Here is a 24,081-nt window from a genome sequence, read left to right on the forward strand (position 1 = left end):
TAATCTCAGCTGTAATAGAGGTTTGGCATACTTTCATACATTCCGAAAGAGTTCCGTTCTTATTTCGATTATGTAGCTTCCCCCATTTAGAAGAAGATATCTAAGCGAAAAAAAATAGACCAATGTTTACTCTTTCCCCAAATGAACGTCAAGCACATGGACAACAATCAACTCTAGTTTGAGTAAATTGTTCCTCATGATTTGCTTGTTTCATATCTTGGAAAAAAAGTACACATTGGTCTACTTAATGCCTAGCTAGCTCTTAGCTCTCTACGCATTCTGTCTTCCATGTATTCTTTTTTAAAATAGGCATATTAAAAAGACCTACTTATCTGCCAGATTACTATTTTTACTGTTTTTCACAACAAAAAAAGCCCCCTGATTCAAGGCGGTCTTATGACCTCCTCCGCTTTAGCCGACGAAGTTAGCTGACGGGTAGGATGGCGAAAGAGTATATCTCATCCCTTCTATACACATAGAATTAACCCCAAAAAAATTGGTTCCTCCGCTCTCATTTCTGAGACTAGGCCGATCTATTTAAGTTGTTGCTTTCTGTTTACGAGATTATCATACTCCGGTTATTAAATATTGTAAATGGTTATTTTCTTTAGAATACTGTTATTTTCAATCATTTTTCCATCACATTTAGTCATTTCCTCCCAATTTCTAACTTATACTCTTAAATACTTAAAATACTAATTGGAATTTTTATTATAAAACATTGTCGCCTTGATCACTTGTCTTTTGAAAAATTAATTCATTAGAAAGTCTTTATTTCTTATAGATAACTCAATTTTCCATCACAAAAAAAATCATTGACAATAAATCTAGTTTGTTATTAAGATAGTTTTTGATATTATAAATCGATTATGGGAGGAAATGCCATGGGTTCTCCAAAAAGGAGATTAGAGGCAGAATTAAGTGAAGCATTTATTAAGCTTCAACGTGAATTAATTGGAAGAGGTCCTCAAGAAACGAAAACATATATTGTAGAAGATATGGTTATTGCTCGCTTTAAAGGTGTCTTAACAGTTGAAGAGAAGCATTTAGTAGGACACGAAGATGGTCGCAAAGTTGTCAAACAAATGAGACAAGTTTTACGTGAAATGTACAGTAAAGACTTCGAAGAAATTGTCGAAAAACATACTAGCTTTAAAGTACTTTCAAGCCATAGTGATATCAGCACAAAAGTTGGCGAAAGAATTGAAGTATTTATCGTGGATAAGAACTTAGAGAAATGCTTAGATCATTCAGCCTAGAATTTTCATTTGTTTACTCCCAAATAATATCAAGTAAACCATAACACTAATCCGCTGAATCTGTAGAACGGGGGAACCATTTTTGAACATTCTTGGGGTGAATACAGTAATGGTAGGGAGACTCTTTCCTCCCGAATCCGGCAGCTAACCTCGTAAGCGTTGACAAAGAGAGTGGTCTTGCTATAAGGAAAAGCAAAAAAATGACTATCAAATGAAAAGATAATTTGATAGTCATTTTCCTGAAGATATTTTAATCTTTTTACTACAAAAGGAAATTATTTACTAGAAACCAAATTGTTAACTGCACTAAAAAGAGCTTTTACTGATGAGTTCATAATATCAGTGTCAATACCACATCCCCAATAAATAGTACCATGACGTGCAGTAATTCCTACATAAGAAACAGCGTTTGATCTTGAACCTACTTCTAAAGCATGCTGTTTGTAGACCAAATCTGTATAGGTGATATCTAATTGAGTTTGAAGAGCGTTACTAATCGCATCAAGTCTACCATTTCCCACACCAGTAAATTCATGATCTTCATTATTCATCCTGATTGATATAATTGTTTCATAATCATCATTTTTAGTATATTTGTAATTTATCAATTCGATAGGGGTATTTATATTCACATAGTTGTTGATGAAAATGTCATGAATTTCACTTGGCATAAGTTCCTTGTGTTCATGATCTGAAACATTTTTCACACTATATCCAAAGCTCTCACGCATTTCAACAGGTAGATCAATTCCATACGCTTGCTGAAGGATATAACCAATTCCTCCCTTACCTGATTGACTGTTAATTCGGATAATATCTCCTTCATATTCTCGTCCAATATCCATCGGATCAATTAATAAATAAGGTACAGTCCATTGCTCACGTTCTTCTTCCTCGCGCCATTTCATTCCTTTAGCAATTGCATCTTGATGTGAACCTGAAAATGCTGTAAAGACAAGTTCACCGCCATATGGATGTCTTTCGTGAACCTTCATTCTTGTTAATTTCTCATATTTAGAAATAATAGTGGGGATATTGTCTAAATTCAGCTTAGGATCTACCCCATGTGAAAACATATTTAGTGCTAGTGTTACGATATCGACGTTCCCTGTTCTTTCTCCATTTCCAAACAAAGTCCCTTCAACTCTTTGCGCTCCGGCAAGCATTCCTAGCTCGGCATCTGCTACGCCAGTTCCTCTGTCATTGTGTGGATGAAGTGATACGATTACATGGTCTCGATAGCTCAGATTGTCACTCATATATTCAATTTGACTTGCGTAAACGTGAGGCATTGACATTGATACAGTTGCTGGTAGGTTGATAATCACCTTATTGTCTGCTGTGGGATGCCAAATATCAAGAACCTTGTTGCAAATTACAAGTCCAAACTCAACTTCTGTACCAGTGAAGCTTTCTGGAGAATACTGAAATTGAAAATTCCCTTTTGTTTTAGCAGCATATGTCTTAAGCAGTTTTGCTCCATTAACAGCAATATCAATAATTTCCTCTTTAGATTTTCTAAATACTTGCTCACGTTGTGCTACAGATGTGGAATTATACAAGTGAACAACTGCTTTATTCACACCTTGTAATGCTTCAAATGTCTTTTTTATAATATGTTCTCTTGATTGTGTTAAAACTTGAATTGTCACGTCTTCCGGAATTAAGTTTTCTTCAATCAAAGTACGTAAAAAAGCAAATTCAGTTTCCGAAGCAGCTGGAAATCCAACTTCGATCTCCTTGAACCCTACACGTAATAGCAACTGAAAGTATTCTAGTTTTTCCTCTAAACTCATCGGGACGACCAAAGCCTGATTTCCGTCTCGAAGATCGACACTACACCATGTAGGAGCTTCTTTAATATATTCCTTCTCTGTCCATTTCAAGCTTTGCATTGGAGGCATAAAGTAACCCCTAGAATATTTATCGATATTTTTCATTCTGTCTCCCACCTATTCATTTATAATTTGTTATTTAAGGCTGTTTTCTCAAACTTTGTTGCTTTTAAATACCTAAAGCAATCAGCACTTTATTAAGTCTAGTGACATCTCTTCTTCATAAAATGGTACCCTTATAGTAAAAAAACACTGTTTATATTCCAAATTTTATTACATAGCAACAATCGTTCAGAAAAGAGCCTTATTAAAAAAATAAAAAAAGCCTCATCTCTATAAAAAATAGAGACGAGACTTTATATCTCGCGGTACCACTCTAATTGATTAATTAAAATAACATTAACCCACTCATTTTCAGTGGCCAACACCACCTATCTTCATAACGGAAGATCACCGACATTCCCTACTGATTGTGTTCAGGAAGTAGCTCTTGGATGAGTTCAAAGGCTATAACTACCGATTCTCACCATCCATCGGCTCTCTGACAAGTTTATAAATCCTTTTACTAGTTCCAATCTTTGCTTATAAATTATTTATTTAATTAAATAGAATGATATATCGATAAACCCTAGTTGTCAATACTGAATATTCTAAAAATAAAGCTTATTATGAATTTATATACCTTTTTAATTCCTGTTTATTTGTCAATTCAATATTATTCTTCACTTTCATCATTCTGCACCTGTTTGTTTATAATTGATATTTTTTTAATTGTTGTCCCTGGATAATAATGTTCAATGATTTCTTTATAATTGTAACCTCTATCGCCCATTATACTTGCACCCCATTGACTCATCCCTACACCGTGACCAAACCCTCTACCTCTTATAACATAATAACGATCGTGTTCCTCGAATGTATCAATAAAGTAGCTTCTAAAGGTTGATCCACCTATTAAAGGTCTTATTTGATCAATTTCAACCCCGTTGAGCTCAAATACTTCATATAAAATTGTACCTTCTATCAAACATCTTAAAAATTCTATTTTAATTGAACCTTTTTTTGAACGATTTGATTCAAGAAGATCTGGTGATATATCTAGATTCGAAATCGATAAGATTTTTATATCCCCTTCAAATCCTTGTTTGTTTAGCCTTTTTTTCATGGGTTCTATTATAGACTGTTCTTTTTCTTCCAACTTATTCCACCAGTTCATTCTAGTAGCATCTATCCTTGCTAATAATAGCTGCTCTTTATGTAAAAGTAGTGTCCATGGTTGAATGGGATCGAAAGGATCAATCTTAATTGGAAAATAAGATTTTGCTTTTTCATTCCATACATTTTCGTTGTTTTCAGTCACTCCACCGTTACTTGCCGAATAATAAGCATTAATTGGCTTATTTTCAAATGTAATAATTTCACCTTTTGTTTCGTCAACTGCTCTAGAAGCTTGTTCGAACCATTCATATCCCCCATAAACTTGAAATTGGATAGTGTCATCCATTTCTTTATCCATATGAGTCACGGTGTAGGTCCTAGCAGCAAGCGACTGCGCCTTTAACGTTTCTATCTTCCATGATGGAAATACCTCAAAAGGAACAACACCTTTTAAATAATCTTCCAAAAAAATATGATTAAAGGGCCTAATGTATTTATCGTCTTCTATGATAAATTCCATTGCACCAAGGTATTTTTTATCATTAATTGTGATAACATGCTCTTTATTATAATGATCAGGTATTAAGATTAACGATTCACTTAGTACCATTTTGTCATCTTGATTAGTTAATAACATAGATCCTTTTTTAACGGATAAAATGTATTGAACTCCTTCTCTTATTTCCTCAATTCCATTCAAAGTTGTATATCTACCTTTGACCTCTAAAGTGAGCTCTTCTGTATCTCCTATGTAATTTTTTAACTTGACCTTTAATATGTCATTAGCATATACAGTTTCTTGACTAGTAAATATAGATACAAATAGTAAAAATAAAATTAGACGTTTCATAGGTATTAGTATTCTTAAATTTACTTAATCGTATTCTTTTCTCCATTTTCATTACCAATAAAAGTATATATTAATGATTTTAAATGAATTTCCTCTCTGGTTTTATCGACTAGAGATTAGAGATCTCACTAACGTTAAAAAGTCATGACCTCAATGGTGATCATGACTTTTTACTTTTAACGAATCTTTTGTTATGTAATTTTGTAACTTTTTAAAATAGTTTTCTCCGTTATTTACTGTTTTTAAGCATTATATCTCAAACTGATTCCTTTCATTGAAAAATGTTTTATACCCATAATGAGTAAAAATCATAATTGTCAGTGCTACACTGCCAGTTATCCCTAATAAAATGGCAATTTGGTATTCTATTGCAATTAGTGGACTTATTCCGGCAAGAATTTGACCTGTCATCATACCTGGTAAAAACACGATCCCCATCCCAACCATATTATTAATAGTAGGTAAAATGGCTGAATCAAATGCTGAATTCACAACAGATTTTGTCGCAACCTCTGGTGTAGCTCCTAGCATTAGCGCTCCTTCTATTAAATGTCTTTCTCTATGAATACCGTCAAGTAAATTCTTTACACCAAGTGTAATTCCAGTCATAGAATTTCCAATAATCATACCTGCAATTGGAATTAAATATTGTGGTTCATACCAAGGCTGAAAATGGATGACGACAATGTTGAAATAAACTAACGTAATAAGTGATCCTGCTACCATTGATAAAGCAATAATTTTTTTAAGTTTTTTCGTTAAAGGCTTTGCAACCTGTTTGAATGTATTGAAAATAGCAAAGGTTAGCATAAATAATACAATTAAGCTTATAAGATATGGATTTGGTTCCTCAAAGATATAGGTAAGTATATAACCAACTAACACTAATTGAATCGTCATTCGAGCGGTGGATATGATGATCCGATTCTCTCTCTTTAGCCCTCTCCATTTTACAAAAGCAATTAATAGTAAAATAAAAACGTAACCCGCACAAAGTCTCCAAAATTCGATATCTCTTACGATATTTGTCACTTACTTCCCCCTCCCTTTTTATATAGAGTAATCTTATTTTCTCCGTATTTTGCTGCAAGCTTTTGGGAATGAGTAATAAGAACAGCAGTTTGATTGTTTTCTTTTATTTTATTAATAAAGCTTTCCATTACCTTATCCTCGGTATCATCATCAAGTGCAGCTGTAGGCTCATCAAGTAAAAAGACTTCCGGATTCATTATATAGGCCCTCGCAAGTGCAAGTCGTTGCTTTTCTCCACCAGAAAGTGTTTCAGCATCCTCATCTAGACTTTTAGCTAAATGAACAAGTTTCAATGCATTCAGAAGCTTAGAATCATCTTGTACATCATTTCCTGCAAATTTCAAGCCAATATTTATGTTTTCACGAATTGTTCCATCAAAAATCGTTGGCTGCTGTGGTAACATCACAACTAATCTTCTATGCTTAATTGGATCTTCTTTAAGTAGGTTTTTTCCTTTATAATAAATCTCCCCTTGATCTGGAGAAAGCATAATATTTAACATTTTCAATAAAGTGGACTTTCCTGCCCCACTTTCACCAACGATACAAGTAATTCTATTTTCAGGAATATCCATAGTTTCAATGTCCAAAATATCTTTAAATTGCAAATTTTTAATAGTAAACATTATAAATCTCCCTATATTTTCTAAAGACAATCATCCTCTATGAACCCTCCATTGTAAATCTAAATTATTTTTCAAAATAAAATAACCACTTTCTAAAGGTTTAAACCTCAAATAAGTGGATAATCATTAGCCCCTATACTCCAATATCATATATAAAACCACTAAGATCAAAGAAATAACCCTTTTTATCAAAATAAAGCAAATGACTAATTATAAAAACTAAAAGTATTACAAATCCTACATAATGACGTTTAATGAAAGGTGGTGTAAATTATGAAAAAAGATATTCAAAATTCAAGCATTGAACAAATCAAAAATGATCATGAAACTGAAACAGCTTTCCAAGTAGACAATCCGAATAAAAAAAACAAAGGTAAGGATAACAATAAGTAGTAGAAATTAATAAAAAATACAATAATATCTAGTTAAAGAAAAGAAAAAAATCATTAAAAACTCAGCTAAAAGGGAGTTCTTGTATTAACTCCCTTTTAACAATGAGATAGACTAAAATTCTGTTTTGATGGTAACAAACTTTAATTCCGTCATTTCTTCTACAGCATATTTGATTCCTTCACGTCCATAACCACTTTCTTTTACTCCACCATACGGCATATGATCCAGTCTAAAAGTAGGTATATCATTAATAATAACTCCGCCTGACTCCAGTTTTCTAGAAGCATTTAGAGCATTATTAATATTTTGAGTATATAGAGCAACGTTTAATCCATATACGGAATCATTGACCATTTCAATCGCCTCGTCTAAATGTTGATATGGAACAATCGAAACAACTGGTGCAAACGTTTCTTCACAAGAAACAGCCATATCTTGTTTCACATCTAATAAAACAGTTGGTGTAAAGATAGATCCATCTCTTTTACCACCTAAACCAATTTTAGCACCTTGATCTACTGCAGCTTTTACCCATGAGTCAATCCGCTTCGCCTCATCTTCATCGATCATCGCACTAATATCTGTTTTGTCATCTAATGGATCTCCGATTTTCAATTTTTTTGTTTGTTCAATAAATTTTTCGGTGAATGTTTGATAAATTGACTCATGAACATAAATCCGTTGAAGAGAAATACAAACTTGTCCTGCAAAGGCAAATGCACCCTCAACACATCTTGGGATAATTTTGTCCATAGGAATATCTGGTTCTACGATTAAGCCTGAGTTCGAACCAAGTTCTAATGTTACTTTCCGTAAACCAGCTTTTTGCTTAATGATCTTTCCAACAGCAGCACTGCCTGTAAATGTTACTTTTTTGACTCTCTTATCTGTGATTAACGCATCGCTAAGTTCTTTTCCGCTACCAGTTATCACCTGTAGAGCACCCTCAGGAAGACCTGCTTGTTGAAATATCTCAGCAATTAAAAACGCACTTAATGGTGTTTTTTCAGCAGGCTTTAACACAACTGTATTTCCAGCTGCAAACGCAGGACCTAACTTATGTGCAACAAGATTAAAAGGGAAATTAAAAGGACTTATCGCTGTGACAACACCCAGTGGCTCTCTCCATGTCATCCCAATACGATTCTCTCCACCAGGTGCAGCATCCATAGGAATGGTTTCTCCATAAATCCGTTTTGCTTCCTCTGCTGCAAATTCATACGTAACGATTGTACGACTTATTTCAGCTCTAGCTGCTTTAATTGGTTTACCGGCCTCATTTGCTATTACTGTAGCCAACTGATCACTTCGTTCACGAATAATTTTAGAAACGTTAAACAATATTTCAGCTCGCTTATATGCAGGCATGTCCTTCATTGATTTAAATGCTTCATGTGCTCCACTGATCGCTTCTTTTACATCTTCTTCATCAGCCATGCTGATCTTAGCTAGCAACCTACCGTCGTAAGGAGCATACAAAGGATAAGTTCTTTCTTTCATAACATATTTTCCATTTATCATTAATCCTTGAATATTCATTTATGATCTCCTCTCAAATAAAAAACTTACTGTTTAAATTTTCTATTCGGTTCATTTTGAGTTTATCACTAACAATATAAATTTATCAATTTCATCAATAACTATTAACTTCCCGAAATAATAGAAATGAAAACACTTACGTATACAATATTATTAAAAAATAATTTGTTGCGACAAAAAAACACTTTTCAAATAGCTTAAAAAAGAATATGATATGTCTATTATATGGCAAAGGGGTGATATCATTGAAACAACTTTTGCTGATTAAATCAATCATCATGTTTCTGATTGTCCTTTCCGGCTCTCACATTGTTTCGATGTCACATAATAATCATCCTCATTCCGATCATAACAATATGATTGCTGTTGAAGCTGAATCATCTCTTGTATTTCTACAAATAGATGAGGACAAAAAGAAGCATATTGATTTATTTAATAGCTTCATAGGTATGAGCTTTCTAGTGTTACTTGCAGCCATGATTTTATGTCTGTTTAGTATGCTTACAGCAGGAAGAGAAAAAGTGAAACATTTCCTTTGTTCTGTTCATTATCAATCTTCTTATCTCTCAAAAAGTCATTTATTAAACACTCAGGTAATTAAAATTAATTGGAGGTTTTATAAATGATGTTTTTTATTCGATTAATACCGGTAGTTCTGTTTTCGTTAACAGCTTTAAGCTTATTAACATACCAAGGAATTGAATTAACACACGCAATTACTGAATTATATAAAAATAAATCACAATAATAACCAAAAGGGCTGATCAGCAATTTTAGAATGCTGATCAGCCCTTTTTTTATTTATTTTGTTCTTCTGATGGTGATATCCATACCTCAATAATAGCTCCTGCTTCTTGTTCATCAATGACAAATGATCCATTGCTATATCGATCAACTGCACGTAATGCTGAAACATTTATACATTCAACAGTGCCACCTGACGATTCAATATAGAAATCTTCCTTTTCCTGAACAATAGCTCCTCCTACAATTCGATGAGGATTGCTTTTAAGCTCTCGTAGCATGACTAATCCACGCTTTGCACGAGAGGATTTTTCAAAATCATTTAATGACATCTTCTTGACTGCACCTCTTTGGGTAGCAATAACTAAATAAGCCTTTTTATTGGGTTTAACAATATTACCACTAACCACATAATCATCTGGCTTAAGGTTAATTCCTTTTACACCAGCAGCTCTTGGTCCAACAACGTTCACTTCTTCTTCTGCAAACCATAAGCCATAACCTGAACTCGTGACTAAGAATAAGTCTTCTGTTCCCGATGTTATATGAACATCTACTACTTTATCATCACCTTTTAAATTTACAGCAACTAAAGGCTTGGAGTATCTTTGGGCTTTATATTGACTTAACTCTGACTTCTTCACCATACCAGACTTTGTTATAAAAGTTAGGAATAAGTTTTCATCAAAGCTTTTTACCGGAATTGCTTTTAATATTTCTTCATCACGTTCTATAGGAATGATATTTGCAATATGCTGACCTAAATCCTTCCAACGAATATCTGGCAGTTCATGAACAGGACAATACAAATAATTCCCTTTATTTGTAAATAACAACACAACTTCAGTTGTATTTATCTCAAATTGACTGAGAAGCCTGTCAGTTTCCTTCATACCAAAATCTTGGCCATTCGATGCTGCATAGGATCGCTGACTTGTTCTTTTCACATAACCATCTTTAGTAACGGTTACGATAACATCCTCTGAAGCGATCATTACTTCAAGATTAATCTTAATTTCTTCAATTTCGGCTTGTATCACAGAGCGTCTTTCATCCGCATACGTTTTTTTAACTTTTTTCAAATCCGTTTTAATAACTTTAATTAAAACCTTCTCGTCATTTAGGATATTTGTAAGCTCTTCAACTTTTTTTGCTAGCTCTTCAGCTTCATTTGTTAAAGCTGTTATATCTGTATTTGTTAAACGATAAAGCTGTAAAGAAACAATTGCTTCAGCTTGTGCTTCAGTAAATTGATATTTTTGAATTAAGTTATCCTTTGCATCACGCTTATCCTTGGAAGCTCTAATCGTAGTAATTACTTCATCTAAAATTGATAAAGCCTTAATGAGTCCTTCTACAATATGCTGACGCTCACGAGCTTTACGTAATTCATATTTTGAACGGTTTGTTACAACTTCCTTTTGATGGTTTATGTAAGCATCTAAAATAGATGGTAAACTCATTAGCATTGGTCTTCGGTTGTGAATTGCTACCATGTTGAAGTTATATGTAATTTGCAGGTCACTGTTTTTATATAAATAATGCAGGACACCTTCTGCATTTGCATCTTTTTTCAATTCTATGACAATTCGTAAACCTGTCCGATCTGTTTCGTCACGAACCTCTGAGATTCCTTCTACTTTTCGTTCAATTCTAAATTCATCGATTCGTTTCACAAGATTTGCTTTGTTTATTTCATAAGGAATCTCTGTAATAACTATTTGTTGCTTACTGCCACGAATATCTTCAATACTTGCTTTACCACGAAGAATTATTTTGCCCTTACCTGTTTCGTAAGCTTTTTTAATTCCTTCAACACCTTGAATAATACCACCAGTTGGAAAATCAGGTCCTTTTATTACCGTCATTAATTCATCAACTGTTGAAAATGGATTATCCATTCGTTTTATAACAGCATCAATAACTTCACCTAGATGATGTGGTGGAATATCTGTTGCATATCCTGCAGAAATCCCAGTCGAACCATTTACTAATAAATTCGGAAACATTGCAGGTAAAACTAATGGTTCTTTACTTGTATCATCGAAGTTCGGAACAAATTCGACTGTTTCTTTATCAATATCACGTAATAATTCAGAAGCAATAGCTGATAGCCTTGCTTCTGTATAACGCATTGCTGCTGGTGGATCACCATCAATGCTACCGTTGTTACCATGCATTTGAATTAGTAGGTTACGTACCTTCCAATCCTGACTCATACGCACCATCGCATCATAAACAGAAGTATCCCCATGTGGATGGTAGTTACCAATAACATTCCCTACTGTTTTTGCTGATTTTCGATAGTGCTTATCATTTGTGTTACCTTCTACATGCATCGCGTATAAAATTCTTCGTTGCACAGGCTTTAAGCCGTCACGTGCATCTGGAAGAGCACGATCTTGAATGATGTACTTACTATAACGTCCAAAACGATCACCTAGTACATCTTCAAGAGGTAAATCTCGAAATATTTCTACTGAATCTGCCAAAACCTATACCTCCTCTGCTACCGATAAGTGTTCGTTTTCTAATATATTTGTTTCCTCATCAAGTCCAAACGCTACATTACTTTCAATCCATTTACGTCGTGGTTCAACTTTATCACCCATAAGTGTTGTTACACGGCGTTCAGCACGGGCAGCATCGTCAATTTTCACTCGAATAAGTGTTCTTGATTCTGGATTCATTGTTGTTTCCCAAAGCTGATCAGCATTCATCTCACCTAAACCTTTATAACGCTGAATCATGTAGCCTTTACCTATTTTAGAGATGGCACCACTTAATTCATCATCAGACCATGCATATTCCACAACTTCTTTTTTCCCAGAACCTTTACTTACCTTGTATAAAGGTGGTAAAGCAATAAAGACTTTACCGTTTTCAATCAGAGGTTTCATGTAACGATAAAAGAAGGTTAAAAGCAGAACCTGTATATGTGCTCCATCTGTATCAGCATCCGTCATGATAATGACTTTATCATAATTGACATCTTCAATTAAAAATTCAGCACCAACCCCAGCACCTATGGCATGGATGATCGTATTGATTTCTTCGTTTTTAAATATGTCTGCAAGCTTAGCTTTTTCGGTATTTATAACTTTCCCTCTTAACGGAAGTACCGCTTGAAAGCGACGATCTCTGCCTTGCTTAGCTGATCCACCTGCTGAATCACCCTCAACTAAATAAATTTCATTTTTTAACGGATTTCGAGATTGAGCAGGTGTTAATTTCCCACTTAGCGTCGTTTCTGAACGTTTTCGTTTCTTACCACTTCTGGCTTCTTCTCGTGCTTTACGTGCAGCTTCTCGTGCTTGAAACGCTTTAATAGCCTTTTTAACGAGTAATGTTCCTTCATCAGGATTTTCTTCTAGAAAATAAGATAAATTCTCAGATACAATTGCATCAACAGCCGACCTAGCTTCACTTGTACCTAATTTCCCTTTTGTTTGGCCTTCAAATTGAAGAAGCTCTTCTGGAATACGAACAGAAATAATTGCCGCTAGACCTTCTCGTATATCTGATCCTTCTAAATTCTTATCCTTTTCCTTTAACACACCTGTTTTACGAGCATATTCATTAAAAGCTCTGGTCATAGCTGTCTTTGATCCAGCTTCATGTGTTCCACCGTCTTTTGTACGAACATTATTAACAAAAGATAAGATATTTTCTGAGTACCCATCATTAAATTGAAAGGCAAAATCTACTTCAATTCCGTTTTGAATACCTTCAAAAGAAACAACGGGATGAAGGGCATCCTTCTCTTCATTTAAGTAAGTAACAAATGCTTCAATACCTGTTTCATAATGATAAACTTCACTTTGGTCCTGTCGCTCATCAATTAACTCTATCTTAAAGCCTTTTAACAAGAACGCCGACTCTCTTAAGCGTTCACTCAACGTTTCAAAGTTATAAGTTGTTGTACTAAAAATAGTTGGATCTGGCTTAAAATGAATTTTTGTACCTGATCTATTTGTTTTACCTTTTTTTTCTAATGTTGTTGCTGGTTTACCACCATTTTCGAATCTTTGTTCATACACAAAGCCATCTCGTTGAATCGTTACAACAAGCCATTCAGACAAAGCGTTTACAACTGATGCACCTACTCCATGTAGACCCCCACTTGTTTTATAACCACCTTGACCAAATTTACCACCTGCATGAAGGATTGTTAAAATGACCTCAGGTGTTGGCTTACCTAACTTATGCATTCCAGTAGGCATACCACGACCTTTATCTTGAACAGAAATACTGTTATCTTTATGTATTTTTACAATTATATGATCTCCGTGACCAGCCAAAGCTTCATCAACAGAGTTATCGACTATCTCGTATACGAGATGATGCAAGCCACGGCTATCTGTACTTCCAATATACATACCTGGTCGTTTTCTGACAGCTTCCAGTCCTTCTAAGACTTGTATGGCATCATCATTATAATCAAATTGTTGCTTATTACTCAAACGACTAAACCCCTTTCAGTAGACACACAATCAAAAATGAGTATTTGAATTAGAACGCATGTTTTAGTATTTTATACAATAATTTGCGTATCGACAACCCGCTTCTTTAAAAGAAAGGCGAAATAATCTTATATTATTTGTACGTCATTATCATGCAAATTAAACATTATCCTTGCTTTATTGTATATGGTAAATCGAGATTAGCAAACAATATTCGTGTAATAAAATAAAAAATCCTTGTTTTTTACAAGGATTTTTAAAAATAGTAAGCTATATATTCACTTTGTCATAGCATGCTCAACCTTAATACATCGGTTCATAACGACTGTTTTGTTTGCATTTTTTAACAGATTATATGCTTCTTCATTTTCAAGACCTAATTGGGCCCAATAAATATCAGCATCAATGTCTAAAAGCTCTTCTGCTACAGAAAGCAAATGCTCAGAACGTCGAAATACGTTGACAATATCAACATGTGTTTTTATATCTCTTAAAGAAGACACGGCTTTCTGACCAAGAACTTCATCAACAGTTGGATTAACAGGTATAATCTCATAACCTGCATCCTGCATCGCTTTACTAACCATGTAAGATGTACGATCAGGATTATCGGACAAGCCAACAACTGCAATTGTTTTACTTTGTTTTAATATTTCACCAATTTCCTGTCTAGTCGGGTTTTCAATCGTCATGTTTAACCTGCTCCTTTTTCTCCATATTATCAACTACAATTCTAATTTTCAATGAATTAGCTTAAGCATAACCAGTTTGGTTCTATTCCTTGTTTTTTACACCGCATGAGTTCTTGCTCAAACTCCCATACTAAATCTAGAATTTATTATTAACTTGGGAGATTTTCGATTTTTTTATTCTCTAATAGAGTTTTTCTATTTTCTCGTGATAGAATATAAGAAGAATACGTAAAGGAGCACTATTATGATTGAAGCATTTATTTTTATTTTAGCGTATCTCCTAGGATCGATTCCATTTGGACTTATTGTTGGTAAAATCGGTTATGGAGTAGATATTCGTGAGCATGGAAGCGGAAACTTGGGAGGAACCAATACATTTCGTACTCTTGGAGTAAAGGCTGGCCTGATTGTAACTATTTCAGATATTTTAAAAGGGACATTAGCTGCATCATTACCATTACTTTTTAACAGTGATTTAAATCCACTTTTAGTTGGTGTTTTTGCAGTAATTGGTCATACATACCCTATCTTCGCAAAATTCAAAGGTGGTAAAGCAGTAGCAACCTCTGCTGGACTTTTATTATTTGTCCAACCACTAATGGTTATTACGATGATTGCTTTCTTTTTTCTCGTTTTGTATCTTACTAAATATGTTTCATTATCTTCAATGCTAGCTGGTCTTTATGGCATTATCTATAGCATATTTATTGGAGATATCGGTTTAATCATAGTCATTTCTTTATTAACTGCCTTTGTTATTTATCGACACCGCGCAAATATTAAAAGAATTATCGACAAAACAGAGCCTAAAGTAAAGTGGTTATAAGACCATACGTTTTTAGTTTGATTGGAAAACTGTTTAAAACATTAAAACAGTTGACTTTCGAGGCAAGAAGCCTTGTGAAAAGCAGTTTTCCTATTTGAGAATGAAAACAACAGCAAGGTGAGTAACACTGAAAGCAAGCGTTTGGGGCACTGTCTAAAACCACTAATACATTGGTTTTTTCACATAATTTTAACACGCTTGATAAATTGAATTTATAGAGTTACCCACTTTTCTGAACTATAATATGAATAAATGTTGTTTTTTCTAATCTAATTAGGGAAAAGTTTACTAAGTAAACACCCTGTCATTTAAATAATAAGGAGAGTGTAATTGATGAAAATGATCGTCGAAGATAACGCAGCAAGCTGGTACATAAATGAATTACAACTTGAAAAAGGAGATATGGTTCAATTTTTTGTAAGATATGGTGGCTGCAGCAATGTACAAAAAGGATTTTCTTTAGGAGTTGTAAAACAAACTCCCGAAGATATTGGAGCAAGCTTTGATAGTAAAGGCATTACTTTTTTTGTCGAAAAACGTGATATCTGGTATTTTGATAATCATAATTTGCGTGTAGAGCTTGATAAGAGTGAAGATGAACCAATCTTTCAGTATGAAAATTAACGTAAAAAGGTCAAAAGCTTTTAAGCATTTTGACCTTTATTTACTAAATTTTTAATTTGAATTTTTTGATATGATCTTCTAAACCATAATGCTTTAAGATAACAAACTGTTTTTCGCCTAACAAATCAAAGTGTGGATATAAGTCATAATGATGAATCCATTCTTTTTTCAACCCAAATTGAGATCCCCATTTAGCTAACTTCTCAACATTAGCACAGCCTACTTTTGTTACACAACGTGAATTTGGAAAACGATCATCTAGCCAATAATGTGTTAGAAAAGCAATTTCTCCTTGCATAACATCTTTCTTCCAATTAGTTAATTCCTGGCGCGTTATACCAAAAGCCATACTTATTTCTTGGCCTTTTCATATGCTTCATGCCAATCTGGAAAAAGCTTCTTAAACTTTACCGGTCTAAAAGAATCTTTTTGAACACAAACATGACTCGAAGTTGCTGTTACTGCTAAGTCACCTGTTGAATTAAAAATTTCATATCCATAAATACTTTTAAGACCATTATAAGCTTCAATCCAAGTATGTACTGTAGCGATTTCACCATAACGAAGAGGCTTCTTATAAGAAATATCTAAGTCAATTACTGGCGAAATAATCCCCTGTTCTTCCATTCCTGCATAGGAAAAACCTAAATCCTGAATTAGCTTTGTTCTGCCTAACTCCATCCAAACTAAATAATTAGCGTGATAAACAACACCCATCTGATCTGTTTCAGCATACCTTACTTCAATTTCTTTCTTAGAAACATGCATCTATTTCTCTCCTTGTTGCACAATAATCATTGTTTTTTATAAATTCTTCAAACAAGCATAACATAAATAGAAAATTTAATGAAAGAAAAATACACAAAAATAAACCAGGCTAATGCCTGGTTTTAATGGTTATTATTCATCATTTCGGAAGCCGTTTTCACGAGCTTGTGCTTCATCTTTTATTTCATTTCTCATCGCATTGATGCTTTCTTCACGACGGTGATTTTTCGCTTCAATTCGCTCTCGTTCCTCAGGATTAGCAAATTGTAGAGAGTCCTGTGCTTCTTCAATGTTTTCGATTGTATTTTGAACCATACTTTGTAACTTTTCTACATTGTCAGAACGATCATCTGGATTTGGCTTTGTATGTTTTGGCATGTTTTTTTCTTCCTTCCATTGTTTAATAAATGATGAAGTCATGTAAATCTAAGTTTGCAAAAGCAATTTAGACAATTATAGTCTGCTTAAACATACTATTTTTTACTCAACATTTGATTAATTGAAAGAAAGAGTTATTCACCCTTTGTTTGAATAACTTGTGCATGTTTACCAGATGTATCTTGCATTTTTTTTCCTTTGTTATTACCAAAGCCTCTTGGCTTCATTCCAACATGTGATGGATTATAATGAGTTTGAGTATCATTTTGGTTAGACAATCTTATCGCCTCCTCACACATAGAATGCCCACAAGAAGCAATTCAATAATTAGCAATCACTGTTAATCTAATTTTTTTAACATTCTTTGTTCCCATCTTTCTTCTAATCGATCTAATGCTTCCTGATCTCTTAAAAGTTGTTGTTTATTTTCAAGAACTAATTCCTCAAACGTTTTTTTCTTGTTTTTTCTCATCATAGTTGAACGTACACCTCCGAGTTATTTAGTAGAAGGATACCCAATTTTCAGAAATCTTAAAACATTTTTATTAAATAATCTTTTTTCGACAAAAAAAGAAAGAGTCTGTAACCACATTGGTTAGAATAATAAGGTATAAGACTGAAGAAATCATAAAACTTATCAGTCCAATAAATATTAAAAAAACTAAAAACTGTTAGGATATGAAGCACTCTTAGCAATAAAATTTATTTTTTCACCCCTTCTCAGAGTTCAAATAGCTATATGTTAAAACTTGATGCAGAGAAAATAAAAAAACCAAATCAAATGCGATTTGGTATGCAAAACGGTATGAAAACAAAGCATATTCATACTTAAGTATCTATTCTACATCGCATTAAGCAATAAACTAATTATCTCTCTTCATTACATATCATCAATTAATTTCTTCATTTGATCATATGATAAAGCACCTACAAATTTCGTTTTAATGATACCTTCTTCATCAATGAAATAAGAAGTCGGATATGATAATACCTCATACTCATTATTCACTTTTCCTTTTTCGTCTAGTAAGATAGGAAATGTTAAGCTAAGTTCATTAACAAAGGACTCGACTGTATCTATACTGCTTTCAGAGCTCGTAAGATTAACAGCAGCAATAACTACGTCATCATCATACTCATCATAAATCTGTTGCATATCAGGCATCTCTGAACGGCATGGAGGACACCATGTTGCCCAGAAATTCACCAGAACCTTTTTTCCTTTTAAATCAGAAAGACTCATTTTTTCTCCATCAAGTGTTGTTAACTCAAAATCAGGAGCTGCATTTCCTTCTGTCACACCTACCTTAGCATTTGAAGGCATAACAGTGTTGTATATTGCATAACCAATTAAAAAAACAAGAATTGAAATGGCTAAAATTTTCTTCATCTTAAAACGATAACCTCCTACAAAATCGACAAAACAAAAATTTTAATAATTTGAAATAAGATCGTATAACAAATGATTACTAATCCACATATATAAATAACCGTTTTTATAGAGGCTCTTTTTCTCCATACTTGCCAAAGTAAGAAAATAATGGCTAGTAAAACACCTAAATATATCCCTTTCTCTCCACCAGTCAAAAAGATCCAACTAGAAGACAGTAATAGCTCTGGCCTCAAAATTACAATACTAAATTTATAACTTAAAAATAAAATGAACACAATTGTCCAGTAATGCTTGTTAAGTAATTGTTTGACTTCTGAATCTTTTAAAAATGAATCAAGAATAAAGTATGTAAGCCAAAATGTTAGAACGGCAATCAGTAAAAAATATTGAATCGTAAATGGTCCTATTTGTAGAGCATCATACATGAGGCAATCTCCTAACGGACTTCTTTTCTATTTAACCATGTTATAAGCTTACTAACAATGAATATTATATGACAAACAAGAAGACGAGTATAGAAAAAGGTTTAAACAACATAAAAAAGGAACGGATTAGTCCGTTCCCTTTTTTGTATTTATTAAGCTTTTAGTTTATCACGTAATACCATTTGAAGAATTCCGCCATGACGGTAGTAATCAATTTCAACTTCACTGTCAAAACGTACTAGTACTTCAAATTCTTTCTTGTTTCCAGCTTCATCAGTTGCTGTAACTTTAACAAAGTCACGTGGTTTTACTGATTCACCAATTTCAACTTCAATTGTTTCTTTTCCAGTTAAGCCTAATACTTCAGCATTTTCTCCATCTTTAAATTGTAGAGGAAGAACACCCATTAACACTAGGTTACTACGGTGAATACGCTCAAAGCTTTCAGCAATTACAGTTTTAATTCCTAAAAGATTCGTTCCTTTAGCTGCCCAGTCACGAGAACTTCCCATACCGTAATCTTTACCAGCTAAAACAACAAGTCCTGTACCATCTTGTTTATAATCCATACATGCATCATAAATAGATTTTACTTCACCAGTTGGCCAGTAAGTTGTGTATCCACCTTCTGTACCTGGTGCAATTTGGTTTTTGATACGGATATTTGCAAATGTACCTCTCATCATTACTTCATGGTTACCACGACGAGAACCGTAAGAGTTAAATTCTCTAGGTGTTACACCATTTTCTTGTAAGTAACGACCTGCAGGAGTATCTTTACCAATTGAACCTGCAGGAGAAATATGGTCAGTAGTAACAGAATCACCGAATTTTGCTACAATACGAAGATCTTTAAGAGTTTCCACAGTTCCAGCTTCAGCTTCTAAACCTTCAAAGAAAGGAGGGTTTTGAATATATGTTGAAGAATCATCCCAAACATATAATGCTTCATCAGTTGTTTCAATTGCGTTCCAACGTTCGTTGTCATCAAATACTTGCTCATATTCTTTTCTGAATAGCTCTGGTGTAACTGTTTTGTTAACAACTTCATTAATTTCATCAGTTTCAGGCCAGATATCTTTGAAGAATACGTCATTGCCATCTTTATCTTTACCTAAAGAATCTTTTTGTAAATCAACATCAACAGTACCAGCAAGTGCATATGCCACAACAAGTGGTGGTGAAGCTAAGTAGTTACCTTTTACTAGTGGATGAATACGACCTTCAAAGTTACGGTTACCAGATAACACAGATGTTACTAATAAATCGTTAGCTGCAACAGCTTCTTCGATTTCATCTAAAAGTGGACCAGAGTTACCAATACAAGTTGTACAGCCATAACCAACTAGGTTAAATCCTAGCTTCTCTAAATGTGGTAAAAGACCAGAGTTTTCCAAATATCCAGTTACAACCTTTGAACCAGGAGCTAAAGAAGTTTTTACGTATTTTGGAACTTCTAGACCAAGTTCAGTAGCCTTTTTCGCAACAAGTCCAGCAGCTACTAGTACATATGGATTTGATGTATTTGTACAACTAGTAATCGCAGCAATCGCAATCGCACCAGTTTTCATATTTGTTTCATCACCATTTTTGAACTTAACAGTGATTTCTTTATTGATCTCAGTTGGCTCTAAACCGAAACCTTGGTTTCCAGCAGGCGCAACTAAATGATCATGGAATGTATCCTTCATCATTGATAGAGGAATTAAATCTTGTGGACGTTTAGGACCAGAAAGATTTGCTTCAATCTCAGAAAGATCAATTTCAACAACCTTTGTGAAAATTGGATCTTCATTATCAGGTGTAAAGAATAATCCATTTGCTTTACAGTAGTCACCAACGATTTGGATCTGTTCTTCTTCACGACCAGTTAAACGCATGTAGTTTAATGCTTCTTCATCAACTGGGAAGAATCCACATGTAGCACCATATTCAGGAGCCATGTTTGCAATTGTCGCACGATCTGCAAGTGGAAGCTGTGCTACACCAGGACCAAAGAACTCAACGAATTTACCTACAACACCTTGTTGACGTAAAACTTGAGTTACTTTTAATGCTAAATCAGTAGCAGTTGTTCCATTTGGAAGTTCTCCTGTTAATTTAACACCAATTACTTCAGGAACTGGGAAATAAGATGGTTGTCCTAACATTCCAGCTTCTGCTTCGATACCCCCAACACCCCATCCAAGAACACCAATACCATTGATCATTGTTGTATGAGAATCTGTACCAACTAGAGAATCTGGGAATGCTTCAAATTCACCATTTTCATTTTCTACAGCGTGAACTACATTTGCTAAATACTCTAAGTTAACTTGGTGAACGATACCAGTTGCAGGTGGCACTGCACGATAGTTATCAAGAGATTTTCTCGCCCAGCTTAGGAATTTATAACGTTCTGCATTACGTTCAAATTCAAGGTCCATATTGAATTGAAGTGAATCAGCAGTTCCTGCTTTGTCAACCTGTACAGAGTGGTCAATTACTAGGTCAACTGGAATTTCTGGATTGATTTTATCAGGATCTCCACCCATGTCAGCCATAGCTTTTCTTAATGATGCTAAGTCAACAACAGCTGGAACTCCTGTGAAATCTTGAAGGATAACACGTGATGGTTTAAAAGGAACATCGATTTCCTTTTGTTCACTAGTACCCCATTTTGCTAAATTTTCAACATGTTCTTTTGTAATTACTCTTCCATCTACTTGACGTAGAACAGATTCTAAAAGAACCTTAACTGAATATGGTAAACGTGAAACATTACCAATTCCTGCATCTTCTAATGCTTGTAAAGAGTAGTAGTTGTACGTTTTTCCATTGATTGTAAAGCTTTTACGTGCTTGGAAAGCGTCTTTGTTCGTAGTCACTTGATTAGTCATTAAATTTTTCCCCCTTAATAAGATCAAGAAATCGACTCTTGTCGAAGGGTGGTACCCCATTTTTGAATGTTCTCTCAATTTAATAGTAATACAACTAGTAACATAAGTAAATAACAATGATGTTATTGATATGTATAAGTTATTCTTATGAAAGCGTACTAGTTTTTACTTTCTTACTATACCAAATTTTAAACTATTTAGCATTGTTTTTTTCTGTTAAACTTCAGGCTTAACGTAATGATCACCTCTTTAATACTATTCCGAATGTATAAACTTGTTCTTGGTAACGATTTAAAAAGAAAAAGAGAAATCTTAAGAAATTTAGAATTTCTTCTTGATGTTTCTGCATTCAATTCGAAATTTTAGACAAACTATTTACATGGGGGTGAATTGTTATTATGGCAAAACGTAAAGCAAATCACGTAAGAATGGGTATGAATGATGCAAGTGCTCAAGGAGTTGGCACTGGTTATAATGAAGAACTACAAAACGAGCCGTTAAGTGCTGCACAGAGACAAAATAATAAAAAGCGTAAGAAAAACCAATAATGTGATAAAATTCGCACAAAAAAACGACGGAACTCCCGTCGTTTTATTTATTCTGTAGATCCATTTACATCCTGGACAATTTGTTGAAGATCACGTTGGTATTGTTCCAGGCGATCTCTTTGTGTTTCTGTGGCTGTTTCTAATGCATTGTTAATCTGTTGATAAGCCTCATTTACCTCATTTGTTAAATGCTTTAATTGGTGTCCATAATCAGCACTGTCCTTCACTATTGCTTCATATGAATCAAATGCTTCTGTTGCTCCTTGTTGAGCAGCTTGAAATGCTTGTTGTTTATTTTTATTGTACGGCATAAGTGCTTCACAATCCTCTCAAGAAAATTATCAAACTATATGATAGGATGTGTAAAATAAAATATAATATTCATCAAACTGTTGACAAAGACTCCCTTGCAGCAGTCCTCATTTACCAAACTAGGTTGCTCCACTACTCACAAGACCTTGCGCCTCTAAAAGTCATTGTTAACAAAATCAGTCTCAGGGTCCTAAGTACACTTTTTATACAAACTGTAATATTCATTTTTTTCTAGCATGATTTTAAGAATTTGACTCATGATATACATATAGAGGAGGGATATTAAATGACAGAAAAAAACACCGGAAAAGACATACGAAAAAATGCTCCTAAAGGAAACAATCCTGGGCAACCAGAGCCACTTAGCGGCTCAAAAAAAGTAAAAAATGCTAACCACACTCGTCAAAAGCATAATCAAGGTCATGACATGTAAATGATAAACCCGAATTATTAGGTATTTTTTCAAAGCCTAATAGTTCGGGTTTTTTATTTCACATGCTATTTTAACAAGCTAATTGATGGTTTTAAAATGATTTTCAACTTGTTTTCCCCTTGCTTCTTAATATCTTCAGTACCTTTTCCACTATTAGTCAATAAACAAATTCACTAATTTCACTATATATGGACAACACCCGTTCACAAATACAATCCGGTTGAATATTTTAACAGATAAGGGAGGTTTTTTTACTATTTGTAATCACCAGATGGAGGTCATCAAAAATGAATATAAGAAAATGTTCGAATCCGATGAATATAAAAGGAATCGAAGAATGGATGACTCAATTTTTCGTTGATCCATTCACAAATTTATTGGATGAAGAAACATTTCGAGTAGATTTGTTCGAGACAAGTGAGGAATTTATTATAGAAGCGGAGCTAGGAGATAAAATAAAAAAAGAAAATATCTCTGTAACCGTTAACAAAGAAGTAATCACAATATCCATACTAGCTTTACAACAAAATGATGAAGTGACAAGAAATATCATTCTACCTATTAATATAGAAGATAAAAAAATAACAGCTATATTCAATAATGGGATTCTTGAAACAAATATCTCAAAAAACCTTACCTCAAATCATAAAAATAAAGCCATTACTATTTATGATTAAATTTTAACACTACCTACCTTTCCTCATCCATAATTCGGATCTTCTCTCGATCATTATCTTCTCAAAAACAAAATGACAGCCATGAGTGCTGTCATTTTCAATCTTCCACATAATATTTTGCTTTTTGATCTTGAACAGTAATCCAAATATGCTTAAGCTCTATATGACCACATTGTTTACACGGCGAACTTTCGTCAGATATTAGCATACATTTAGAGCAATAATAT

At 33.8% G+C, this 24,081-nt stretch carries 26 protein-coding genes, 2 riboswitches and 1 other annotated feature; of the genes, 9 read left to right on the forward strand and 17 right to left on the reverse strand.

What is annotated here, in order from left to right; genetic code table 11:
• Positions 1-399: 399 nt before the first annotated feature.
• Positions 400-540: riboswitch (cyclic di-AMP (ydaO/yuaA leader) on the reverse strand.
• Positions 541-884: 344 nt separating this feature from the next.
• Positions 885-1,259 (forward strand): Na-translocating system protein MpsC family protein, encoded by a 375-nt coding sequence (locus JOC75_RS05050; RefSeq protein WP_204952989.1) that lies wholly within the window; start codon positions 885-887, stop codon positions 1,257-1,259.
• 42 nt (positions 1,260-1,301) lie between these two features.
• Positions 1,302-1,433: riboswitch (cyclic di-AMP (ydaO/yuaA leader) on the forward strand.
• A 101-nt stretch (positions 1,434-1,534) separates the two neighbouring features.
• Here JOC75_RS05050 and JOC75_RS05055 read toward each other — a convergent pair.
• The 4 genes from JOC75_RS05055 to JOC75_RS05070 all read right to left on the reverse strand — a co-directional run bounded on the left by JOC75_RS05055 (position 1,535) and on the right by JOC75_RS05070 (position 6,790).
• A complete protein-coding gene (locus JOC75_RS05055; protein WP_204952990.1) occupies positions 1,535-3,199 on the reverse strand; it encodes a 2-isopropylmalate synthase in 1,665 nt (554 codons plus the stop codon).
• 236 nt (positions 3,200-3,435) lie between these two features.
• Positions 3,436-3,682: a binding site (T-box leader), on the reverse strand.
• A 127-nt stretch (positions 3,683-3,809) separates the two neighbouring features.
• Positions 3,810-5,102 (reverse strand): SpoIID/LytB domain-containing protein, encoded by a 1,293-nt coding sequence (locus JOC75_RS05060; RefSeq protein WP_204952991.1) that lies wholly within the window; start codon positions 5,100-5,102, stop codon positions 3,810-3,812.
• A 249-nt stretch (positions 5,103-5,351) separates the two neighbouring features.
• Positions 5,352-6,134 carry an ABC transporter permease gene (locus JOC75_RS05065; RefSeq protein ID WP_204952992.1) on the reverse strand — a complete coding sequence of 261 codons (783 nt, stop codon included), beginning with the start codon at positions 6,132-6,134 and terminating at the stop codon, positions 5,352-5,354.
• The gene (locus JOC75_RS05070) at positions 6,131-6,790 is read right to left on the reverse strand and encodes an ABC transporter ATP-binding protein (RefSeq protein ID WP_275580247.1); all 660 of its coding nucleotides are present in this window, start codon (positions 6,788-6,790) and stop codon (positions 6,131-6,133) included. The genes JOC75_RS05065 and JOC75_RS05070 overlap by 4 nt, the downstream gene beginning before the upstream one ends.
• Before the next feature lie 240 nt (positions 6,791-7,030).
• On the opposite strand from JOC75_RS05070, the gene JOC75_RS05075 reads away from it, so the two are divergent.
• Positions 7,031-7,153, forward strand: coding sequence for a biofilm-forming protein (locus JOC75_RS05075; protein WP_204953516.1), 123 nt, complete (start codon positions 7,031-7,033; stop codon positions 7,151-7,153).
• A 111-nt stretch (positions 7,154-7,264) separates the two neighbouring features.
• Here the strand turns inward: JOC75_RS05075 and JOC75_RS05080 are convergent, their stop codons facing one another.
• Entirely contained in the window at positions 7,265-8,692 is a 1,428-nt protein-coding gene (locus JOC75_RS05080; protein WP_204952994.1) for an aldehyde dehydrogenase family protein, read from the reverse strand.
• 245 nt (positions 8,693-8,937) lie between these two features.
• Between JOC75_RS05080 and JOC75_RS05085 the strand changes: the two genes are divergently transcribed.
• Complete coding sequence (locus tag JOC75_RS05085) at positions 8,938-9,318, forward strand: hypothetical protein (RefSeq protein ID WP_204952995.1); 381 nt, start codon at positions 8,938-8,940, stop codon at positions 9,316-9,318.
• Positions 9,315-9,440, forward strand: a complete 126-nt coding sequence (locus JOC75_RS24180; RefSeq protein ID WP_275580249.1) for a hypothetical protein — start codon at positions 9,315-9,317, stop codon at positions 9,438-9,440. Before JOC75_RS05085 ends, JOC75_RS24180 begins: the two co-directional genes overlap by 4 nt.
• Before the next feature lie 49 nt (positions 9,441-9,489).
• On the opposite strand, the gene parC is transcribed toward JOC75_RS24180, so the two are convergent.
• The 3 genes from parC to JOC75_RS05100 form a co-directional block, all read right to left on the reverse strand.
• Entirely contained in the window at positions 9,490-11,928 is a 2,439-nt protein-coding gene (gene parC, locus JOC75_RS05090; protein WP_204952996.1) for a DNA topoisomerase IV subunit A, read from the reverse strand.
• A 3-nt stretch (positions 11,929-11,931) separates the two neighbouring features.
• Positions 11,932-13,899, reverse strand: a complete 1,968-nt coding sequence (gene parE, locus JOC75_RS05095) for a DNA topoisomerase IV subunit B (protein ID WP_204952997.1) — start codon at positions 13,897-13,899, stop codon at positions 11,932-11,934.
• A 278-nt stretch (positions 13,900-14,177) separates the two neighbouring features.
• The gene (locus JOC75_RS05100) at positions 14,178-14,591 is read right to left on the reverse strand and encodes a CoA-binding protein (protein ID WP_204952998.1); all 414 of its coding nucleotides are present in this window, start codon (positions 14,589-14,591) and stop codon (positions 14,178-14,180) included.
• Positions 14,592-14,835: 244 nt separating this feature from the next.
• On the opposite strand from JOC75_RS05100, the gene plsY reads away from it, so the two are divergent.
• Positions 14,836-15,417 carry a glycerol-3-phosphate 1-O-acyltransferase PlsY gene (gene plsY / locus JOC75_RS05105; RefSeq protein WP_204952999.1) on the forward strand — a complete coding sequence of 194 codons (582 nt, stop codon included), beginning with the start codon at positions 14,836-14,838 and terminating at the stop codon, positions 15,415-15,417.
• A 333-nt stretch (positions 15,418-15,750) separates the two neighbouring features.
• Positions 15,751-16,041 carry a HesB/YadR/YfhF family protein gene (locus JOC75_RS05110; RefSeq protein WP_204953000.1) on the forward strand — a complete coding sequence of 97 codons (291 nt, stop codon included), beginning with the start codon at positions 15,751-15,753 and terminating at the stop codon, positions 16,039-16,041.
• Positions 16,042-16,084: 43 nt separating this feature from the next.
• Here the strand turns inward: JOC75_RS05110 and JOC75_RS05115 are convergent, their stop codons facing one another.
• The 8 genes from JOC75_RS05115 to acnA form a co-directional block, all read right to left on the reverse strand.
• Entirely contained in the window at positions 16,085-16,390 is a 306-nt protein-coding gene (locus tag JOC75_RS05115) for a hypothetical protein (protein WP_204953001.1), read from the reverse strand.
• 2 nt (positions 16,391-16,392) lie between these two features.
• Positions 16,393-16,809 (reverse strand): acyl-CoA thioesterase, encoded by a 417-nt coding sequence (locus JOC75_RS05120; protein ID WP_204953002.1) that lies wholly within the window; start codon positions 16,807-16,809, stop codon positions 16,393-16,395.
• Positions 16,810-16,941: 132 nt separating this feature from the next.
• The gene (tlp, locus tag JOC75_RS05125) at positions 16,942-17,187 is read right to left on the reverse strand and encodes a small acid-soluble spore protein Tlp (RefSeq protein WP_204953003.1); all 246 of its coding nucleotides are present in this window, start codon (positions 17,185-17,187) and stop codon (positions 16,942-16,944) included.
• 134 nt (positions 17,188-17,321) lie between these two features.
• The gene (locus tag JOC75_RS05130) at positions 17,322-17,465 is read right to left on the reverse strand and encodes an acid-soluble spore protein N (RefSeq protein ID WP_239589287.1); all 144 of its coding nucleotides are present in this window, start codon (positions 17,463-17,465) and stop codon (positions 17,322-17,324) included.
• Between the two features lie 62 nt (positions 17,466-17,527).
• Positions 17,528-17,659, reverse strand: a complete 132-nt coding sequence (locus tag JOC75_RS05135) for an FbpB family small basic protein (RefSeq protein WP_204953517.1) — start codon at positions 17,657-17,659, stop codon at positions 17,528-17,530.
• A gap of 408 nt (positions 17,660-18,067) precedes the next feature.
• On the reverse strand, positions 18,068-18,577 hold the full coding sequence (locus JOC75_RS05140) for a TlpA family protein disulfide reductase (RefSeq protein WP_204953004.1): 510 nt from the start codon (positions 18,575-18,577) through the stop codon (positions 18,068-18,070).
• Between the two features lie 17 nt (positions 18,578-18,594).
• The gene (locus JOC75_RS05145; protein ID WP_204953005.1) at positions 18,595-19,005 is read right to left on the reverse strand and encodes a hypothetical protein; all 411 of its coding nucleotides are present in this window, start codon (positions 19,003-19,005) and stop codon (positions 18,595-18,597) included.
• 152 nt (positions 19,006-19,157) lie between these two features.
• A complete protein-coding gene (acnA, locus tag JOC75_RS05150) occupies positions 19,158-21,884 on the reverse strand; it encodes an aconitate hydratase AcnA (RefSeq protein ID WP_204953006.1) in 2,727 nt (908 codons plus the stop codon).
• 398 nt (positions 21,885-22,282) lie between these two features.
• Between acnA and sspO the strand changes: the two genes are divergently transcribed.
• Positions 22,283-22,432, forward strand: a complete 150-nt coding sequence (sspO, locus tag JOC75_RS05155) for a small acid-soluble spore protein O (protein ID WP_204953007.1) — start codon at positions 22,283-22,285, stop codon at positions 22,430-22,432.
• A gap of 47 nt (positions 22,433-22,479) precedes the next feature.
• Here the strand turns inward: sspO and JOC75_RS05160 are convergent, their stop codons facing one another.
• The gene (locus JOC75_RS05160) at positions 22,480-22,743 is read right to left on the reverse strand and encodes a hypothetical protein (RefSeq protein ID WP_204953008.1); all 264 of its coding nucleotides are present in this window, start codon (positions 22,741-22,743) and stop codon (positions 22,480-22,482) included.
• Between the two features lie 287 nt (positions 22,744-23,030).
• Here JOC75_RS05160 and JOC75_RS05165 point away from each other — a divergent pair, with 287 nt between their 5' ends.
• Together JOC75_RS05165 and JOC75_RS05170 are read left to right on the forward strand one after the other, a co-directional pair.
• Positions 23,031-23,177 carry a small acid-soluble spore protein P gene (locus JOC75_RS05165; protein WP_146946502.1) on the forward strand — a complete coding sequence of 49 codons (147 nt, stop codon included), beginning with the start codon at positions 23,031-23,033 and terminating at the stop codon, positions 23,175-23,177.
• Positions 23,178-23,464: 287 nt separating this feature from the next.
• On the forward strand, positions 23,465-23,854 hold the full coding sequence (locus JOC75_RS05170; protein WP_204953009.1) for an Hsp20/alpha crystallin family protein: 390 nt from the start codon (positions 23,465-23,467) through the stop codon (positions 23,852-23,854).
• The last annotated feature ends 227 nt before the right edge of the window (positions 23,855-24,081 follow it).

The organism is Metabacillus crassostreae, assembly GCF_016908395.1.
Classification (GTDB): Bacteria; Bacillota; Bacilli; order Bacillales; family Bacillaceae; genus Metabacillus; species Metabacillus crassostreae.

Coding starts and splice junctions, on each gene's coding strand:
- JOC75_RS05050 (WP_204952989.1), top strand. CDS start 885: ATGGGTTCTCCAAAAAGGAGATTAGAGGCAGAATTAAGTGAAGCATTT.
- JOC75_RS05055 (WP_204952990.1), bottom strand. CDS start 3,199: ATGAAAAATATCGATAAATATTCTAGGGGTTACTTTATGCCTCCAATG.
- JOC75_RS05060 (WP_204952991.1), bottom strand. CDS start 5,102: ATGAAACGTCTAATTTTATTTTTACTATTTGTATCTATATTTACTAGT.
- JOC75_RS05080 (WP_204952994.1), bottom strand. CDS start 8,692: ATGAATATTCAAGGATTAATGATAAATGGAAAATATGTTATGAAAGAA.
- JOC75_RS24180 (WP_275580249.1), top strand. CDS start 9,315: ATGATGTTTTTTATTCGATTAATACCGGTAGTTCTGTTTTCGTTAACA.
- JOC75_RS05100 (WP_204952998.1), bottom strand. CDS start 14,591: ATGACGATTGAAAACCCGACTAGACAGGAAATTGGTGAAATATTAAAA.
- plsY (WP_204952999.1), top strand. CDS start 14,836: ATGATTGAAGCATTTATTTTTATTTTAGCGTATCTCCTAGGATCGATT.
- JOC75_RS05110 (WP_204953000.1), top strand. CDS start 15,751: ATGAAAATGATCGTCGAAGATAACGCAGCAAGCTGGTACATAAATGAA.
- JOC75_RS05115 (WP_204953001.1), bottom strand. CDS start 16,390: ATGGCTTTTGGTATAACGCGCCAGGAATTAACTAATTGGAAGAAAGAT.
- JOC75_RS05120 (WP_204953002.1), bottom strand. CDS start 16,809: ATGCATGTTTCTAAGAAAGAAATTGAAGTAAGGTATGCTGAAACAGAT.
- tlp (WP_204953003.1), bottom strand. CDS start 17,187: ATGCCAAAACATACAAAGCCAAATCCAGATGATCGTTCTGACAATGTA.
- JOC75_RS05135 (WP_204953517.1), bottom strand. CDS start 17,659: ATGAGAAAAAACAAGAAAAAAACGTTTGAGGAATTAGTTCTTGAAAAT.
- JOC75_RS05140 (WP_204953004.1), bottom strand. CDS start 18,577: ATGAAGAAAATTTTAGCCATTTCAATTCTTGTTTTTTTAATTGGTTAT.
- JOC75_RS05145 (WP_204953005.1), bottom strand. CDS start 19,005: ATGTATGATGCTCTACAAATAGGACCATTTACGATTCAATATTTTTTA.
- acnA (WP_204953006.1), bottom strand. CDS start 21,884: ATGACTAATCAAGTGACTACGAACAAAGACGCTTTCCAAGCACGTAAA.
- sspO (WP_204953007.1), top strand. CDS start 22,283: ATGGCAAAACGTAAAGCAAATCACGTAAGAATGGGTATGAATGATGCA.
- JOC75_RS05160 (WP_204953008.1), bottom strand. CDS start 22,743: ATGCCGTACAATAAAAATAAACAACAAGCATTTCAAGCTGCTCAACAA.
- JOC75_RS05165 (WP_146946502.1), top strand. CDS start 23,031: ATGACAGAAAAAAACACCGGAAAAGACATACGAAAAAATGCTCCTAAA.
- JOC75_RS05170 (WP_204953009.1), top strand. CDS start 23,465: ATGAATATAAGAAAATGTTCGAATCCGATGAATATAAAAGGAATCGAA.